The organism is uncultured Winogradskyella sp., assembly GCF_947501905.1.
Taxonomy (GTDB): Bacteria; Bacteroidota; Bacteroidia; order Flavobacteriales; family Flavobacteriaceae; genus Winogradskyella.
Window position 1 is genome coordinate 476,622 of record NZ_CANMXL010000002.1, and the last position, 18,878, is coordinate 495,499.

The 18,878-nt window shown below is 32.1% G+C and carries 15 protein-coding genes; 4 read left to right on the forward strand and 11 right to left on the reverse strand.

What is annotated here, in order from left to right:
• The gene (gene pyrF, locus Q0770_RS05840) at positions 1 to 816 is read right to left on the reverse strand and encodes an orotidine-5'-phosphate decarboxylase (RefSeq protein WP_299115004.1); all 816 of its coding nucleotides are present in this window, start codon (positions 814 to 816) and stop codon (positions 1 to 3) included.
• A 34-nt stretch (positions 817 to 850) separates the two neighbouring features.
• Positions 851 to 1,927 carry a peptide chain release factor 1 gene (gene prfA / locus Q0770_RS05845; protein WP_299115006.1) on the reverse strand — a complete coding sequence of 359 codons (1,077 nt, stop codon included), beginning with the start codon at positions 1,925 to 1,927 and terminating at the stop codon, positions 851 to 853.
• Between the two features lie 494 nt (positions 1,928 to 2,421).
• On the opposite strand from prfA, the gene Q0770_RS05850 reads away from it, so the two are divergent.
• Positions 2,422 to 3,084: an ATP-binding cassette domain-containing protein gene (locus tag Q0770_RS05850; RefSeq protein ID WP_299115008.1), complete on the forward strand. Its 663-nt coding sequence runs from the start codon at positions 2,422 to 2,424 to the stop codon at positions 3,082 to 3,084.
• On the opposite strand, the gene Q0770_RS05855 is transcribed toward Q0770_RS05850, so the two are convergent.
• The 7 genes from Q0770_RS05855 to Q0770_RS05885 all read right to left on the reverse strand — a co-directional run bounded on the left by Q0770_RS05855 (position 3,081) and on the right by Q0770_RS05885 (position 10,561).
• A complete protein-coding gene (locus Q0770_RS05855; RefSeq protein ID WP_299115010.1) occupies positions 3,081 to 4,259 on the reverse strand; it encodes an AIR synthase related protein in 1,179 nt (392 codons plus the stop codon). The two genes, Q0770_RS05850 and Q0770_RS05855, sit on opposite strands and share 4 nt — an antisense overlap.
• A 111-nt stretch (positions 4,260 to 4,370) precedes the next feature.
• Complete coding sequence (locus Q0770_RS05860) at positions 4,371 to 5,870, reverse strand: carboxypeptidase regulatory-like domain-containing protein (RefSeq protein WP_299115012.1); 1,500 nt, start codon at positions 5,868 to 5,870, stop codon at positions 4,371 to 4,373.
• 10 nt (positions 5,871 to 5,880) lie between these two features.
• A complete protein-coding gene (locus Q0770_RS05865; RefSeq protein ID WP_299115014.1) occupies positions 5,881 to 7,452 on the reverse strand; it encodes a CsgG/HfaB family protein in 1,572 nt (523 codons plus the stop codon).
• Between the two features lie 26 nt (positions 7,453 to 7,478).
• Positions 7,479 to 7,895 (reverse strand): curli assembly protein CsgF, encoded by a 417-nt coding sequence (locus tag Q0770_RS05870; protein ID WP_299115016.1) that lies wholly within the window; start codon positions 7,893 to 7,895, stop codon positions 7,479 to 7,481.
• Positions 7,896 to 7,908: 13 nt separating this feature from the next.
• Positions 7,909 to 8,658: a CsgE family curli-type amyloid fiber assembly protein gene (locus tag Q0770_RS05875; RefSeq protein WP_299115018.1), complete on the reverse strand. Its 750-nt coding sequence runs from the start codon at positions 8,656 to 8,658 to the stop codon at positions 7,909 to 7,911.
• Between the two features lie 21 nt (positions 8,659 to 8,679).
• Positions 8,680 to 9,222 (reverse strand): hypothetical protein, encoded by a 543-nt coding sequence (locus Q0770_RS05880; RefSeq protein WP_299115021.1) that lies wholly within the window; start codon positions 9,220 to 9,222, stop codon positions 8,680 to 8,682.
• 115 nt (positions 9,223 to 9,337) lie between these two features.
• Positions 9,338 to 10,561 carry a hypothetical protein gene (locus tag Q0770_RS05885; protein WP_299115023.1) on the reverse strand — a complete coding sequence of 408 codons (1,224 nt, stop codon included), beginning with the start codon at positions 10,559 to 10,561 and terminating at the stop codon, positions 9,338 to 9,340.
• Positions 10,562 to 11,341: 780 nt separating this feature from the next.
• Here Q0770_RS05885 and Q0770_RS05890 point away from each other — a divergent pair.
• Entirely contained in the window at positions 11,342 to 12,355 is a 1,014-nt protein-coding gene (locus Q0770_RS05890; protein ID WP_299115026.1) for a glutamine synthetase beta-grasp domain-containing protein, read from the forward strand.
• Positions 12,356 to 12,423: 68 nt separating this feature from the next.
• On the opposite strand, the gene Q0770_RS05895 is transcribed toward Q0770_RS05890, so the two are convergent.
• Complete coding sequence (locus Q0770_RS05895) at positions 12,424 to 13,371, reverse strand: calcium/sodium antiporter (RefSeq protein WP_299115028.1); 948 nt, start codon at positions 13,369 to 13,371, stop codon at positions 12,424 to 12,426.
• Positions 13,372 to 13,534: 163 nt separating this feature from the next.
• On the opposite strand from Q0770_RS05895, the gene Q0770_RS05900 reads away from it, so the two are divergent.
• Complete coding sequence (locus Q0770_RS05900; RefSeq protein ID WP_299115030.1) at positions 13,535 to 13,894, forward strand: BlaI/MecI/CopY family transcriptional regulator; 360 nt, start codon at positions 13,535 to 13,537, stop codon at positions 13,892 to 13,894.
• Between the two features lies 1 nt (position 13,895).
• Positions 13,896 to 16,523, forward strand: coding sequence for a M56 family metallopeptidase (locus tag Q0770_RS05905; RefSeq protein ID WP_299115032.1), 2,628 nt, complete (start codon positions 13,896 to 13,898; stop codon positions 16,521 to 16,523).
• 35 nt (positions 16,524 to 16,558) lie between these two features.
• Here the strand turns inward: Q0770_RS05905 and Q0770_RS05910 are convergent, their stop codons facing one another.
• Entirely contained in the window at positions 16,559 to 18,553 is a 1,995-nt protein-coding gene (locus Q0770_RS05910; RefSeq protein WP_299115034.1) for an endonuclease, read from the reverse strand.
• Positions 18,554 to 18,878 lie beyond the last annotated feature (325 nt).

Sequence of the window (18,878 nt, forward strand, 5' to 3'; positions counted from 1 at the left end):
TTACTTGGCAAGTATTTCCTTCATTTCAGCTTGTAAGGCAAGTGCTTTATTTGTAGCAGCCTCAGCAAAATCTTCACTTTGCGAAGCATAAATAATACCTCTTGAAGAATTAATTAACAAGCCAACATCATCTGTCATTCCGTATTTACAGACATCTTGAAGGTCTCCGCCTTGGGCACCAACACCAGGGACAAGTAAGAAATTCTCTGGAATAATTTGCCTTATTTCAGCCAAATATTCGGCTTTAGTAGCGCCAACTACATACATTAAATTCTCAGAATTCTTCCAAGTCTTGGAGATTTTTAATACTTCTTTATAGACTTCAACACCATCAACAGTCTTAGTCTGGAAGTCATATGCGCCTTGATTAGAAGTTAAAGCAAGAAGTATGGTGTGCTTATCTTTAAACGCTAGAAACGGTTCTACAGAATCTTTACCCATATATGGTGCCACAGTGACACTATCAAAACCCAAATCATCAAAAAAGGCTTTGGCATACATCGTACTTGTATTACCAATATCACCACGCTTTGCATCCGCAATAGTATAAATATCTGGGTGATTTTTATTAAGATAATTGATGGTTTTCTCTAGAGCTTGCCAACCTTTAATACCATAAGCTTCATAGAACGCTGTATTAGGTTTGTAGGCAACACATAAATGATGTGTGGCATCTATAATTGCTTTATTAAACGCGAAAATCGGGTCTTCCTCTTTTAATAAATGCTTTGGAATTTTATCTAAATCTACATCCAATCCTATGCAAAGAAAGGATTGTTTTTTTTTGATTTGATTAATTAGTTGAGTAGTTGTCATTCTATAAAAAAAGCCTCAAAAAGAGGCTTAGTATTTAAATTACATCGTCGTTAGCTTTTAATAACTCCGTATTTTCTGCTAACATTAATTCGTCTATTATTTTTTGGATATCACCATTGATGATATTTGATAAATCATAAAGCGTCAATCCTATTCTATGATCTGTAACACGTCCTTGAGGATAGTTATAGGTTCTAATTTTTGCACTACGGTCACCGGAACTTACCATACTTTTACGTTTTTCAGAATCAGCAGCTTGCTTTTTAGCCAATTCTAACTCATATAGACGTGAGCGTAATACCTTTAATGCTTTCTCTAAGTTCTTATGAGATGATTTCTGGTCTTGACAGCTTACAATCATCCCTGTAGGTTCGTGATGCAATTTAATTGCAGAATACGTTGTATTTACCGATTGCCCTCCAGGACCTGTCGATGTTGTACGCTCAATACGCACTTCAGTCATATCTAATTCCACATCAAACTCTTCAGCTTCTGGTAACACCATCACAGTTGCTGCACTTGTATGCACACGTCCTTGTGTTTCGGTTTGTGGCACACGTTGTACACGGTGAACACCAGCCTCAAACTTCATAGTTCCATAAACATCTTCTCCTGATACTTCAAAAATAATTTCTTTAAAACCTCCAGATGTTCCTTCGCTAGTACTTACAACATCAACTCGCCATCCTTTATCGCTACAGTATTTTGAATACATACGGTACAAATCTCCAGCAAAAATACTAGCTTCGTCTCCACCTGTTCCTGCTCTAACTTCAACAACAACATTCTTAGCATCATCTGGATCTTTAGGTATGAGCATAAAACGAATCTCTTCTTCTAAAACTGGGACTTGCTCTTTTGCTTCTTCTAATTGCATTTTGGCCATTTCTACCATTTCTGCATCAGATCCATCTGCAATAATTTCTTCGGCCTCAGAAATATTATCTATTAGCTCTTTATAAATTGCTCCTTTATCAACAATCTTTTTAAGGTCTTTGTATTCTTTATTGAGTTGCACATAACGCTTCTGGTCAGATATTATATCTGGCTGAATAATAAGGTCATTAACCTCATCGAAGCGTTGTTTAACTATTTGTATTTTCTCTAACATCTATCATCAAAAATTGAGGGATAAAAGTACAATAATTATTCATTTTTATTTTGGGTTTCTTTAGTACATATTAACAGTAAAAAATAATTAATAATAAACCACGTTAAAGAAGTATATGCATCGTCTCCTAGCTATACTTGCATTTTATAAACCGTTTGTAGTTTGGTCTTTAATTGTTAATGCTTTGATTGGATTTTTAAACCCTCATCTAGCACCAGCGCTTATAACCAAATTGTTTCTAACGGTTTTTGCGTGGTATTATGTCCATGAAACCTCGCAACGGCGTAAATTAACCTTTTATAAAAATTTAGGAATTTCGCCGATAAAACTATTTTCGATTTTATTTATATTAGACAGTGTATTGACCATCATTTTCCTTACAGTTTTTAAGGAATTTACATAGCCTCGGCATTGCTCAGCTAACAAATTTTGACTTTAACACTAAACTATATTTTAAAAACTAAAACCTCTAACAATGATATAATATTACTCAAATGATATTTGAATTAGATAATGTAGAACTTTACTTTAAAAACAAACGTATTTTAAACGGCATTTACCTAAAAGCAGAAACTGGAAAAGTGACTGGTATTCTAGGCAGAAATGGCTGTGGAAAAACGAGTCTTCTAGATATTGCTTTTGGAAATCTGAAACCAAAGTATAAACTCATTAGAATTGACAGTAAACCTGTTTTAAAACCATTATATAAAACTATATCAACAAAGTATTTACCTCAGTATGATTCTGTTCCTAAGAATTTTAAGTTGAAATCTCTTTTTGAACTATTTGAAGTGAACTGGAATACTTTTACAGAACAATTTGAAGACTATTATCCTTATCAAAATTATAAATTTGGTAAGCTTTCTGGCGGACAACGCAGATTCATAGAAATCTACATCATCTTAAAAAGCAAGAGCGATATTGTACTTTTAGATGAACCTTTTAATGGTATTTCTCCTTTAATGATTGAAGGTGTAAAACGTATAATATCTGAGGAAAAACTTAATAAGATAATTATGCTTACCGACCATAGATATGAGGATGTTATTAATATAACCGATACACTTTATCTTCTAAATAACGGCACAACAAAATTGATTAATGAATTAAGTGAACTTGAAGATTATGGGTACCTGAGTGTTGGGAGTTTATCTTAGTATTCAAATTTACCAAATTCGCTTTTAATGGTTAATCGCTTAGTATCAGAAGCTTCTACACGACCAACAATCTGTGCATTTACATTAAATGATTTTGAGATAGCTATAATATCTTCAGCAACTTCTGGTTTAACATATAATTCCATACGATGACCACAGTTAAAGACTTGATACATTTCTTTCCAATCGGTTTTAGATTGCTCCTGTATAAGTTTAAATAATGGTGGAATTGGAAACATATTATCTTTTATAATATGCAAATTGTCTATAAAGTGAAGAATCTTGGTTTGAGCACCTCCACTACAATGCACCATACCATGAATTGCATCGCTATTATACTTGTTTAAAATTGCTTTTATAATCGGTGCATAAGTACGTGTTGGAGATAACACCAATTTACCTGCATCAATTGGAGAGTTTTCAACCTCGTCAGTCAACTTGGTGTGCCCTGAATACACCAAATCTTCTGGCACGGCTGCATCAAAACTCTCTGGATATTTTTTTGCCAAATATTTATCAAATACATCGTGACGGGCAGAAGTTAATCCATTACTTCCCATACCACCATTATATTCGGTTTCATAAGTAGCTTGACCAAAAGACTCTAAGCCAACAATAACATCACCTTCAGAAATATTTGCATTATCTATAACATTACTACGTTTCATCCTTGCAGTAACTGTTGAATCGACAATTATTGTACGCACCAAATCACCAACGTCTGCTGTCTCTCCTCCAGTAGAATGAATAGTTACTCCAAAAGACTTTAAATCTTCTATAAGTTCTTCAGTTCCATTTATAATTGCCGAAATAACCTCACCAGGAATCAAATTTTTGTTTCTTCCAATAGTTGAAGACAACATAATGTTATCTGTCGCTCCAACACAAAGTAGATCATCAATATTCATAATCAACGCATCTTGTGCAATGCCTTTCCAAACAGAAACATCTCCTGTTTCTTTCCAGTACATATATGCCAAAGACGATTTTGTACCAGCACCATCTGCATGCATAATCAAACAATAATCCTCGTCATTAGTTAAATAGTCTGGAACTATTTTACAAAACGCCTTAGGAAATAAACCTTTATCAATATTTTTTATGGCATTGTGTACGTCTTCTTTAGAAGCAGAAACACCTCTTTGTGCGTATCTTTTACTAATATCTTGGCTCATTGTTGTGTATTATTAAGCACAAAAATAATTGAATTAATTTCTATATCTAATTACTGGAACAAAAAAAGCATCCAAAATAATTGAATGCTTTTTTAATGTTATATGCTATATTTATTCAAAATCTGGCATTTGAGCATCTTCAGCAAATACAACTCTAATAAAACCAGCATCATTAGGATCTGTATCAGTTATTAATACATTTCGCTGAGACACACCGTCATTTGAAGTGTTAGTAAATATTATTTCAGCTTCATTTGGTGTAAAACGGCAATCAAAATCATTAGTTCCAGCATCTTTATCATCTGATAAATCATCTGCAGTTGCCATAGCTCTGTTATATAAGAATATACGCGAATCTAATTGCCTATAATTTGAACTCTCAAAGCCTGACACATCATACCAATACAAAATTGTTTGATTATCTACAGATATATCTAAACCGCCTGCAGCTCCTAAAACTCCCGAAAGCACATTATCTATAATAGTACCAGAATTATCAATTGTAAATATTGATACATTATAACCACTTGCATCGTTTGTCTTTACTGCTGTAAAAGTCTCATCTGCAGAAATAGCTACCTCAGTAATAAAACTTCCATCTGTTGTTTGATAAACTTCTTGCAATCCTGTACCATCAACATTTATAGAATATATACTATCAAAATTAGGGTAGATTAATCGCCCTCCATTTTGAGTCCATGCAAAGTCTACCTCATCTAAATTAAATCCATTTACTTGAACTTGAGAAGTAATTTGCTCCATATTTGAACCGTCTAAATCCATAGTGAAGATATGAGTCTCGGAACCACTGTTTGATAGAAAAGCTATTTTATCGGCTGCAGTGTTTTGTCTTGGTCTAAAACTATTTAGAGAAGAAGATGTTAATTGCAATTCATTACCATCTGTATCTGTTGAAAAAATAACGTTATTACCATTAATTTTTCTAACAAATACATGTCTGTTTTCTGGTGCATTTATAGTTTCAAAAACACCCACAACACTTTGAATTACATCAGCGTTGATATTATCTTTTGCGCCAACTTGCCAGAAATACTTTAAACCAAATCTTAAACCAGTAATATCTAACATGGTATCATTTACTGTAGAAAAAGATAATACTTCATCATCAAAATCATTTCTCAACTCAATAGTATAATTAATTTCATCCTCGTCTGGATCACTTCCAGTCCAAACTAATTGGGTATCTAAAGCTACATCTACGGCATTATTTATAGGAGTAACCAAAACTGGTGTATTAGGAGGTCTATTATTTGCTGTCTCTATATCCATTTCAAAAACAACATTAACAGTAACACCACTTGTAATCTCTGTAGCTTCAAAAGCAGTAAGATAGCCATCTAATTCTGCTTGTACAGAATATTGTTCTACAGGTATATCCTCAATTATAAAATTTCCATCTACATCTGTAAAAACTGTACTAGAGCTTGGGTTTGTAGATATCTTAACGTTTTCTAAAGGTATGTTACTTCCATTAATAACTGCTATACCTGTTAGTGTTCCTTTTTCAAAATTATCAATTGGGTCTTCGCTACAATTAACAAGAACAAGTGCTAATGCAATTACTAACAAGTTTTTTATATACTGATTCATTTTGCTCATTTTAGTTCCCATTATCGTTTTTCTTTTCTTCCTTCATAGCTTTTTTATTAGCTTTTCTTAACTCTTTAAGTTTTCTTCTCTCTTCTCTTTTTGCAGTTCTATCATTATTCCCATTATCTCTAGATTTCATCTCTCTTATATTAGAGTCTCTAAGGTTTCTGAGTTCTTTTTCTTGTTGTTGTCGTAAACGTCGTGCTTTTGTGCCTTCATATGTTGGAGGAGACAAATAAAAGTTAAGACCTAAACCAAATCTAAGATAGAAATCATCTCTTTTACCACTCACAATTCCATCTACCTCATCACTAAAAACAATATTATGTTCTCCAAAAAGATTAATTCCTAATTGGTCTGAAAGTAAATATTCTAAGCCTAAACCGTATTGAAATTTTAAATCTAAATCTGCAAAATTATTTCGTGCATTAGCACCCATACCTGAGTAAACAAAAGGTGTGAGATTATCGTAAGGTAAAATTGTAAATTCTGCATTTAAATCTAGTGAAGTAAAGGATTCATCTAACCTACCTTCATTACGGAGGTTGAACTGATTTATAGATGTGTTGACATTTAGGTAAGGATTTAAATATCTTTTATATCCTAGTCGCCCAAAAATTTCTGGTCTAGACTCTGGTAAATCACCATCTATAATACTAGTTCCTGCAGCTAAATTTATAACATTTTTACCACGTCTGTCTCTATATAATCTATCATAGAGTTTTGTCTCGTCAGAAATACTTTTCTCCTGATAATAATCTTTTAGCAAATCACTTACTTCTTGCTTATCTTCTTCTTTAGGATACCATAACTCATCAGAAATACCTTCAATAACTAAAGAGTGTACTGCCTTTTCAATAGCTTCAGTAATTGCCAATTGTATGGGTTCATTTCTTGTAAAACCAGTCTCAGCCTCTAACAATCTTTGAAAACTTACAAATCTAAAATAGCTAGCATCCAATGCTTGAGAGAGTATTGTTTTAGATACATAAACTGTCTTTAATATTTCACCCGTAGAAGTAGAAACTGCTCTGAGGTATATTGTAACTCTATCTTGTCTATATTTAGTAGAGCCTCCAATACCAAAGTATCTAGCACCAATACCGCCAGTTACAATGTTAGTGTCATAAGACACAATACCACCTTCTAATAAAATTCCAGCAAATAATAATGGTCTTAAACGTTCAGGAGTAGTGCCATTTACTTTAGCATACTCATCCCTTGTAGACTTAATTATCTGCCTTTCGTTAAGTAAGTTATTAAGATTCTCTCTTTCTGTAGCAATAAACCAATTAGAGTCCTCAAGAGCTTTTAGTAAAATTGCTGTAGACCCTTGAGTTACGGCTGTACTAAATGTACTTCCGTTTTCAGTAGGCTTAAACTGGCCTGTTTGATCTCTAAAGTTGTATACACCAACCACAACTGGTTGCTCAGGTTCTGGTAAACCAGACAATACTTTACTCACTCTAGTATCTTCTCCTAAGCGTGCTTCCTGCTCGTTAAGAGGTTGATTAAAGTAAGTTCCACAACTAAACATAAATACCATTACAAATAATGATACTAGTAGTTTTAAATTTCTCATACGATTGATCTAAGGCGAAATTATTATTAGTTACCTGGAATGATAACTTGAGTTTGATCACCATTGGTGGTGTCTAATATATCTATGACGAGCCCTTCATTGGATTCAAAAATTTCGAGTACTAATGATCCAAATGAAAAAGTACCTGGGGTTAACTCTCCATCTGCTCCAAACTGCTGGCTAAACAACGATCTAGAAAGCTGATTTAATAATTGATTATTTAAGCTTTCTGTAAAACGCTCTAAATCACTTCTCTCATCTCTAAGATTATCGTCTGGACCAGTAAATGAATTTTGAGCTTGTGCGCTTTGTAATAAAAACTGATAATTAAAAGTATCCCCTCCAAAAAAAGGATTTACAGGTCTATATACTAATTGCTGAGAATAACATTCAGAGATTCCGAGGATTCCGAACAAGCCGATTATTATGATTAATTTTTTCATATTGATTAATATTCTAATATTGTTTGATATAGTTTTTTTGACGTTGTAAGTTAATAAAATATCTCGTAACGTTAATGATCGCTATTCTTGATTGTTGCTCTATAAAATCCCGTGTTGGTTGTACAAAAAATCGATGTACAATTGTATTACCTACACTTACTTCCATTATTGTGCTTCTACCAAAACTAAATTGCTCTGTTATTTTTACAACTTCTTTACCATTAATGCCTTTTAGTCTATAATTGGAATAAAAATCAATATAGAAATCTCTTCCAGGTTTTGTTTTAGTATTTTCTACAACAATTCCTCGCAAACCTACATAATCATCTTCTTTTGCTGGCTGATTTATTATTTTTTTTGTTACTTTTTTTTCGTCATTATTAAGTATCACTTGTCTATCCTTAGCTATTAGCTTATTATCAGAGTCATATACTAATATAACAACGGTAACCTTGTCTTTTGTGTTTTGATTGATTTTTAATTCTGCTAAAGATTTCTTTTCATTTGGCTGTAAAACCACACGACCAGAATTCTCTGCTTTAGCAACATTTGAAGTCTCAGGATTTTTTCTATAAATAAACATATCATATCGCAAACTCATTAAAAGCTCTGTCCTACTAGATACTGTGCCTTTGATATTAAGAACATCAGCTAGCTTTACAACTTCTACTTTTGCAATAACCTGGGTATTTGTTTGTTGGGAAAAACAAAACGAATTGACTAGCAAATAAAGAAGAAGAATTATATAATTCGGCTTAGTCAAAACTTAAAAATTTAAAAGGCATTAAAAACTACGAATAATAACCGTTTGGTTATTTCCTGATACTCGTAAAGATAACTTATTAGTTAGTGAATTAGTGCCAAATTTCTCGAATGATAAATTATTACCATTCTGCAAAATATTTAATGATGATGTATCCACGTTTCCAAATGAAAAATTAATAACATCATTATTATTACCATTTTGAATAATACGCTCTGTAGTGTTCAAAATTGAATTCGTACTCTCAATATTATTATTATTTCCTATTTGAATAAAATCAATAGCAGAGGTATTAGAATTTGAACTAGCAGTAGCTTTATTATTATTACCTATTTGTTGAATGATGGTAACATTTCTAGAATTATTTGAACTATTCATAATTCTATCTGAAGCGTTTATTTCAACTTGATTTAATAGTAGGTAATTTGATGTAGACTTGGTGTAATTGAAAATATCTGAAACACGTTTATTCTTACTATTATCTTCTTCGACTTTTTCTTGAGAATACAGCTCAATAGGTCCGAGAAATAGTATTGTGATTAATATTAATATAATATGTTTCATTTTACAATCTTAGTGGTTAAAAATAAATAAAAGAAAGGAGATATTTCACTCCTTTCTTCTATTTTAATATTTCAGCATTTGAAAATAAATTTCATTGCTTAAACTTTAATACTAATTAGAATGGTAAACCACCAACTTGTAAAGTAGCAGCTATGTTACCATTACCAGTTTGCTTAATAACACTAAAGTGAGAAGCACCTAATTGAGCTGAAGCAGCACCATTGCCGTTTCCTCTTTGTCTTACTCTTGTATAGTTATCAACTCCACCTTGGAAAGTTAACGCGCCGTTTGAATCTCCTCTTTGTAAGATATCAGATTCGTTGATATCTCCTAATTGAAGAGAACCAGCGAAGTTTCCATTACCAATTTGTGTAGTTTCAGCTAAGTTATCATCTCCATCTTGCCCTTGACCTGCATAGTTACCATTACCATCTTGTGTAATAGTAGCAGTATTATCAAGACCATTTTGGATTTGATCAGATGTGTTATTATCACCATCTTGATCACTTACTGCCCAGTTTCCTTGACCGAAATCTCCTCCAGTTTGAGTTTGTGTAGCTGTGTTACCGTTACCATTTTGGTCTACAAAAGCATCATGCCAGATACCTGTTTGAGACTGTGTAGATGTATTGTTATCTCCAGTTTGATCAGTAAAAGACCAGTTCCACAGACCATCATCAGTTTGTGTAGATACGTTACCGTTACCATCTTGGTCAGAATCAGCTCTGTTGAAATCTCCTGTTTGAGTTTGTGTAGCCATGTTTCCATTACCATCTTGGTTAACGTCTGCATCATTTAGTCTACCTCTTTGAGTTTGAGTTGACTCATTGTCGTTACCATTTTGTCTAGCATAAGCATCACTCCCTGGATCTGCATTAGTACCTGTACTTTGATCTTGTACAGCAGAATTGTCATTACCATCTTGATCTACCTCAGCAGTGTTATTATCGTAACGTTGCTTTTGGTAAGATGTATTTCTTCTACCTAATTGATCTACAGTCGCTGAGTTGTCTTCTGCCCAACCTACTCCTTGATCGATTTCTGCGTCATTTCTACGACCTTCTTGTGTAACTTCAGCTAAATTTCTATCACCTGCTGATTTTATCAAAGAGTTGTTTCTAAAACCAGTTTGGCTTACAAAAGCACGGTTATCAACACCACCTGTTGTAGCTCTGTTCTGATCGTTTTGGTAAACTCTAGATTTGTTTAGGTTACCAGATTGAGCAACTAAAGCTAAGTTACCAGAACCTTCTTGCTCAGTTTTACTGTTGTTTGATTGCGCAAAGACCATACTCCCGCAAAACATTAGTGCAACAGCACTTAAAAAATAATTTTTCATAATTTTTAATTTAATGGATTAATTTAAATAGATTAATAAATGATTAATTAACAAAACATAAATTTTTATGTTTAACTTTTATATAATTCTCAATCAATAAAGAAAGAGGTTACAATACCTTTAAAATGCTTATAATCTTTTAACGATTACAATACACTATCATCATTAATATATTCTCGAGGGACAGAATAACTTTTCTTCATAATTATTTCGTCTTAAAAGTATTTGAAAAAGTGCTAAAACACATATCAAAAACTGTTACGAAACAATGAACATAACATTAAATTTTTGGGGGATATAAAATTCAATTCACTTGCTTAAAAAGTGAGTTCAAAAGAAAATTAATTAATTGATTAATAGCTTTTAATGTTTAAATTTCCAATTACAGAAACTTCAACATTACAAATGTATACTTTATTACTTTAGACCAATAGTCTTTGAACGAATATTTAATCTTTTTGTCGAAAAATCGTTAAAAAAATAAATTATCGTTAGTATATGTTATTAAAATATAACAATGATTGAATTATTATCAACATTAAAGGAAAGCTTAATAGCTGATAATTAATAAGGTAAGGATTAAAAAGATTTCTTTTCTTCAAAAATCTTACTATCCTTTTAAACTTTCAAAAAAGAATTATACCACCAAATGCGAAAACCTTATAGTTAATAAATAGAACCCTCTTGTTAATAACAAATGCTTAAACCAAGTTCTTTTTATAGTAGTGAAAAATGAAAAAAAATTATCTTTGGGCTTTCGCTAATTTAACACAACACAAAATGAGCAAATCCAAGTTAGAATATATTTGGTTAGACGGTTACAAACCAACACAAAACATGAGAAGTAAAACTAAAGTTGAAGACAACTTTAGTGGCAAATTAGAAGACTGCCCGATATGGTCTTTTGATGGTTCATCAACAAAACAAGCAGAAGGTGGATCCTCGGATTGTCTATTAAAACCAGTTGCCATTTATCCTGACCCAGCACGTAATGATGGATACTTAGTAATGACAGAGGTTTTAAATGCAGATGGCACACCACATGAATCTAATGGTCGTGCAACTATTGACGATGATGATAACGACTTTTGGTTTGGTTTTGAGCAAGAGTACTTTATTATGGATAAGGACACTCAATTACCTCTAGGATTCCCAATTGGTGGTTATCCTGGACCTCAAGGCATGTATTACTGTTCTGTTGGCGGTAGAAATACACATGGTAGAGATTTTGTTGAAGAGCATGCAGATTTATGTATTGCTGCTGGATTAAATTTTGAAGGCATCAATCAAGAGGTAGCATCTGGTCAGTGGGAATTTCAATTATTTGCCAAAGGTGCCAAAAAAGCTGGTGATGAAATATGGGTAGCTCGTTATTTATTGGATCGTTTGACAGAGCAATATGGCTACTATATAGAATACCACCCAAAACCTGTAAAAGGCGATTGGAATGGTTCTGGTATGCATGCCAACTTCTCAAACACTGTTTTAAGAACATGTGGTTCTCAAGAAACTTATGAAAAAATATGTGAAGCTTTTAGACCGGTTGTAAAAGAACACATGGCCGTTTATGGTGAATATAACGATCAGCGTCTAACTGGATTACATGAAACAGCTCATGTAGACGATTTTTCTTATGGTGTCTCTGACAGAGGAGCATCAATCCGTATTCCTATTATTACTGTAGAAAAAGGTTGGAAAGGCTGGCTAGAAGACCGTAGACCTGCATCTAATGGTGATCCATATAAAATTGCTGGACGAATCGTTAAGACAGTTAAATCTGCTAATATTTCGTAGTGAAATTTATATATAAATTAAAAAGCGATCCAAATGGGTCGCTTTTTTTATAACCAATATTTATTTTCTTAGCTAAAAGCCAATCCTATAAATATTAGGTATGCTATAAAAAGTAATAATCCTTTACGGCGCCCAATAGTAAATCTCTTACCTAAAAACACTAACGGTATAAGGATAGCAGCAAAGCAAATCATCCAAAATATATTTGTAGATAAAATCATAGAAGATTCTACAACTATTGGTTTTATCATTGCCGTAAGTCCTAAAACAGACGCAATATTAAATATGTTAGACCCAATTAAATTACCTAAAGAAATGGCTTTTTCTTTTTTAAGAGCAGCTATGACAGAGGCTGCTAATTCTGGCACACTTGTGCCAATAGCTATTACTGTTACAGATATAGCATAATCACTTATACCTACAGATTTAGCAAAACCCTTTGCTCCATCTACCAACCACTCAGAACCATAGTATAAACCTGCTGCGCCAATAATAAGCCAAATACCAATTTTAAAATTTGAAATAACTGCCAAGCTTTCATCTACTTCTTCTGCGATACTCGCTTTTGTTTTCTTTCGAGAATCTCTAATTAACAAAAACAGGAATCCAATTAAAATAGCAAATAATATTGCGCCTTCAATTGCAGAAAGCATATTATCATTATTAAGAAAGAAATACAATGCAAATGACATAAACATAAGCATTGGCCAATTGAGTTTATAAAACTCTCTATCTACTATTAATGGAGAAATTATAGCAGTAATCCCCAAAACCAAACCTATATTGGCAATATTAGAACCTATTACATTTCCTAAAGCTATATCACTTACACCATCTAATGCAGCTTGTAAACTCACTAACAACTCTGGTGCCGATGTTGCAAAAGATACAACTGTCATACCAATTACAAGTTTAGACAGCTTGAGTTTAAAAGATAATCCTATAGATGCTCTTACTAAAAATTCTCCACCAACGACTAGTAAAATCAATCCTAGGATTATTAGCAATACATTCATTTACATTCAATTTTTTGCGAAGATAGTATTTCCTTTTCAACTATATCTTCTATTCTTTTAAAGGATTAAAACTAAATTTTAAGTTAAATAACTATAAAAATAGTTTGATAACTATAAAAATAGTTATATTTGAAACGTATTCATCAATAAAAAAATATAGCACATGCAAAAACTAACAAATAAAGAAGAGGAAATAATGCACATTTTGTGGCAATTAGAAAAAGCGTTTGTTAAAGATGTTTTGGCAGAAATTAAAGAAGATAAGCCCCACTACAATACATTATCGACAATTATTAGACATCTTGAAGAAAAAGGTTATGTTGCATACAATGCTTATGGAAAGACTCACCAATATTATCCTATTGTTAGCAAAGAAGCTTATAAAGCTAAATTTATGAATACTGCCATTGCCCACTATTTTAATAACTCATATAAAAACATGGTGTCGTTTTTTGCTAAAGAAGAAAAAATTAGTGTTGAAGAGCTTAAAGAAATTATAGAATTAATAGAGAAAAAGAAATAAGATGGATTACTTATTAAAATCTAGTGCCTTGCTCCTTTTAATGTATTTGGGCTATACCTTTTTTTTAAAAAAAGAAACTTTTTTTAATCATAACAGATGGTTTCTATTAGCTGGTCTTGTAACCGCATTGGTATTACCATTAATAGTTATTCCGGTATATATTACTATTGAGCCAATTACAATAGTAGAAACTCCTACATTTTATGCTAACACCTATGCAGAAATTATTCCTAATGAGAAACCCTTTGATTGGCTACAATTATTAACTAATATCTATACTATAGGTCTAGTCGTGTTTTTTATACAGTTTGTATTACAATTTGGCTCTTTAGCATTTCTTTTGCTTAAAAACTCAAAAGATAAGGATGGCATTTACACTTATGTGATTGTAAAAAATAAAATCTCTCCATTTTCATTTTTTAAATGGATTGTTTACAACCCAAACTTATTTTCGGATGAAGAATTAAAACTAATACTTAATCACGAAAAAGTACATGTACGCCAATGGCATTCTATGGATATTATTATATCTAGACTCACTTGTGTCATATTTTGGTTTAACCCGTTTACATGGCTATACCATAAAGACATTCAGCAAAATTTAGAGTATATAGCAGATGCTAATGCCCAGAATGCATCAAACTCAGAAACCGATTATCAACGCTTACTTTTAAAAACAAGTGTCGGTGATAACACTATAAATCTTACATCAAATTTTTATAATTCATTAATCAAAAAACGAATCATCATGTTACAAAAACAACCATCAAAGTCAATTAATCGTTGGAAGTCTATTTTTATTTTACCGCTTTTTGTGATTTTCTTAATGAGCTTTAACACTAAGGAAGTATATATAGAAGCTGAATCTGCAAAAAACAATGAGAAAAAAACTATTGAGTTTATAGTTACCAAAAACACTTCAGATAATGAACTGTACAATATGTCTGAAGCTGTATCTAAAAAAGGAGGGACTTTAAACTTTAGTGATATAAAAAGGAATAGTCGTAATGAGATTACTAACGTTTATGTAAACTTTTTTAACCATAGTTATGTTGGTGGAGATTCTAAATCTCCAATAGAATCTTTTATTGTATACAAACAACTTTATGGCAATCAAGGAGGATATGTTGGAACTCCGGAGGGAGCTACAATTCATTTTAAAAACAACAATATACCAAACAAAAAAGATATCGATGCCTTAGAAAAGGATATGATAGAGTTGGGAATGTTCACAAAACTAATAGAAGTCGTTTTTTCTAAAAGTACTTCTGACAAAGAATTAAACAAAATTAAATCTGAATTAGCAAAGCAGGATATAATAATGACCATCAATGAAATTGAAAGAAATTCTGATGGCATAATTACAGAAATTGACTTGTCTTTCAAGTTTAATGAAGGCATGACCAATTACAAAGCAGAAGATAGTGATGGTATAAAGCCATTTTATTTTAAAACTGATAATAATGGTTCCGTTAGCGTTGGCCCAATAACAAATAAAGTAATAGAAATCATTGAAGAACCTGAAGTCATAGAAATTATTGAAGTTGAAGGGGAACCTATCATCGAAATCATTGAGGAAGTTGAGGAAATTGAGGAAATTGAAGACGATACAAAACAAAACAGATTCATTATTCATGATGCTGAAAATGAAGTTGAAATTGAAGCTGATTCTATAGTCATTGTTGAAGGTCAACCAAAAGTCAGAGCATCATATACATATATTTCTAATGACACTATAGTTGTTAATAGACCAGTAACGGCAACAGTTAAAGCTAATGGTAATGTTAAGGTTAGATCAAATAGTTTCACAATTAAAACAGACTCTGTTAATTATAAAAATTCTTTCAAAATTAGAAACTCCAAAAACACAGATCCAATTTATATTTTAAATGGTAAACGCATATCTAAAAAAGAGTTTCAAAAAATAAACTCTAACAAAATTAAAACTGTGGATGTGCTCAAAGATAAATCTGCAATAAAATTATACGGTAAGGCTGCAAAAGATGGTGTTGTTGTAATTAATACCGAAGAAAAGGGACCATGGAAAATATCAACTAAAGTCAACTCAATAAATTCTTATAAAGAAGCATCTAGTGATGAAATAAAGCAGTTAATTGCTTCTGGCAAAAAACCAGTAATTGTGATTGATAATGAAGTCATGGGAAATATAAAAATAAAAGATATTGATTATGATGTTGCTAAATCAGTTAGCATTTTAAAAGGAGAAGGAGCCATAAACTTATTTGGAAAAAAAGCCAAAGACGGGGCTATAGTAATTTTTACTAAAGACTATAAAGTAAAGCATGATAAAAGTAATCACAAAGTACATGTCCAATCTATTGTTTATGCAGATGATGATGTATCTGAAAGTGCAATTTTATACTATGTAACGAAAGACACCTCAGATGAAGAGTTAAAGCAATATAAAAGCAAATTAGCTGAACAGAACATCACAGCAAAATTTAATAAAATAAAGCGCAATGATGCTGGTGAGATTACTAGTATCAAAATTTCATTATCCGATAAAAATGGTGCTAAATCTAGTGCAAGCTGGAAAGACGATGATGGGATTTCAAAAATACTAGTAGGTAAAAAAGGGAATAAACTTATCACTTCTTCCAGCTACTAAAACAAAAAGCCTGAACTTAAATGTTCAGGCTTTTTTTATTTAATCACTAAGCGTCTCGTCTCAGTTTTGTTAGCATCGGTAAACTTTAATAAGTACAAACCTGAAGACAAACTAAAATCAACCCTATGAGAACTATCTGGTTTTAATGTTTTAATTTTTCGGCCTTCAATAGATAAAATCTCAATTATTGTTGATTCTGTTATGCCCTTAAACGTTAAGCTACTTTGTGTAGGGTTTGGATAAAACGAATATGCATCTAACTCATCATCATTAGTACTTAAAGCCCCGTTAAAAACCATCCCAACTTTGTCTCCCCAAATGTAATCTACAAGGTCTGGTAAATCAACTAATGGATTTCTATTACGCTGCCACTCATATACAATGTTATTTCTATTCATTTCGTAATCATCCGGAACATCATCATCATGCCATTGCAAAATTGTAGCCAAATCGCCTAAATTACCCGTAGGAGAAGAACTCGGAAAGCCATTTACAATTTGTAAACCATTATATCTTAACTCTAAATATAACACACCACGAGCAACATCGCCTCTAAAACTAATTCCCACATCATTTATCACATCTATATTTGAAGGACCATTATACTCATCAGAATCAAAATTATTACTGTAATGTCTGTTACTTCTTCTACTATTCTCTCCAGCATCTGCAGCCTTTAATGCATGAGCATCAGAATTTGCATGTCTTAGTGAATCAGCATTTGTTGTTATAAATGTATTAATCCCTGTAGCAACATCATCAAAATCGTCCCAATCATTAAAACCACCCCTAGATCTAGGAAATGTATGCTCCCTATTCCACTTCCCAGTACTAATTCCAGAATTTTGCTGGTCTAGCTTTGAGCGCCCTTGTTCTGTATAAACCAACCAAACCTGGTTAGAATTCTCAGGGTTTTGATCAGCAGTTTTTAGGATATTAAAAACATCAGCATAACTATGTGTCCTAACAATGTTTGGGTCTGCAATAATTGCTTGTACTGCATCTCTTAAATCTTGACCTGATTTCCCGTTTAAGCTACTATAATAACCCGCTGGCTGCGTACTAGTCACCTGATTATAGGTTGGATTTAATGGTGTACCCCATGCAGCCATAGTAAAATCATTATCTACAACACGTACAGTTATTAAATTATTTGAAGCCACTATTGGCTCTACCAAACCTTGAAACTCTATAACAAGTTCTTCATCTCCTTCATCATTTGAATCATCTATAAGAGAAATAAAAGTACTAGCTGTATTCTGACCGTTAGGAATTGTAATACTTGTAGAACCCGAAAAATCCGCAGATGTGAAAGTTCCATTATTAAGCAAAATATTAAATGTAACATCAGAAGTTACATTCTGATCAGCCGTAAATGTAATTGTAAAGCTATCTCCTTCATTATACTCAGTTGGAGCAACAGAAATTTCTATAGTATTAAAAACTATTCCACTACCATCGTTTAATGCTCTAGGTGTTGGTGTAGCAGCTATGTAAGTTCCATCATTTTGCCTTTGCAAAGACCTTGGATTAGAAGTCGTACCATTATCGTTGTACTGAACTGTTTCACCTAAAAGACTAAGTAATACCGAATCATCGGCATCATTAGTATCGTATACTAATGCATCAATTAAATCTGTTTGTGTTGCAAGTGTTCCTTCTGGGAAATCATTTACTGAAGCCTGATATATAGCAACAGCATCAGCACCATTCTGAATACTATTATTTGGAATCACAACTTGGGGAAAAGGACTTACCAATAAATTCCCAAGAACTAAAAGTCCATTACTATCCGTGGTGTATCCATTTAAGTCATATACTAAATAACTTGAATCACCTCCATTAGTAGAACCATTAAAAAACACCAAAATATATCCGTCAGTTGAAAAGTTTGGTGTCAGAGATTTTATTTCAATAAATTCTTTATCATCAGTACTAGGAGTGTCTGGGTCAATCTCATTAATTACAAGAACTTGTGATTGTGCAAAAAATGAAACTAAAAACAACAAGAGAAATGTAAAATTGCGCATACTTAATTTTTTGCAAATATAAGCTTATTAAGCACCGAATAATGTTAATTAACTATTATCAAATAGAAGTAAAAAAAATGACGCTACTTATCTTAAAAAAGTTCAGATAATAAAATTAAAAAAGATCAAATCCACAAAAACAGCTGTTTTGAGCATAAAATTTCCCTTGAATTTTAAAAACAGCTCTTAAAACCCCCTTGAAATGTTTCAATTAACAACCAAATACATATTAAGTTATAATATATTAAAACATTAATCAAGACTAATGAGTTTCATTTTATAACTATTTAAATTTTTTTACTTATAAATTCATATTTAAATTCAT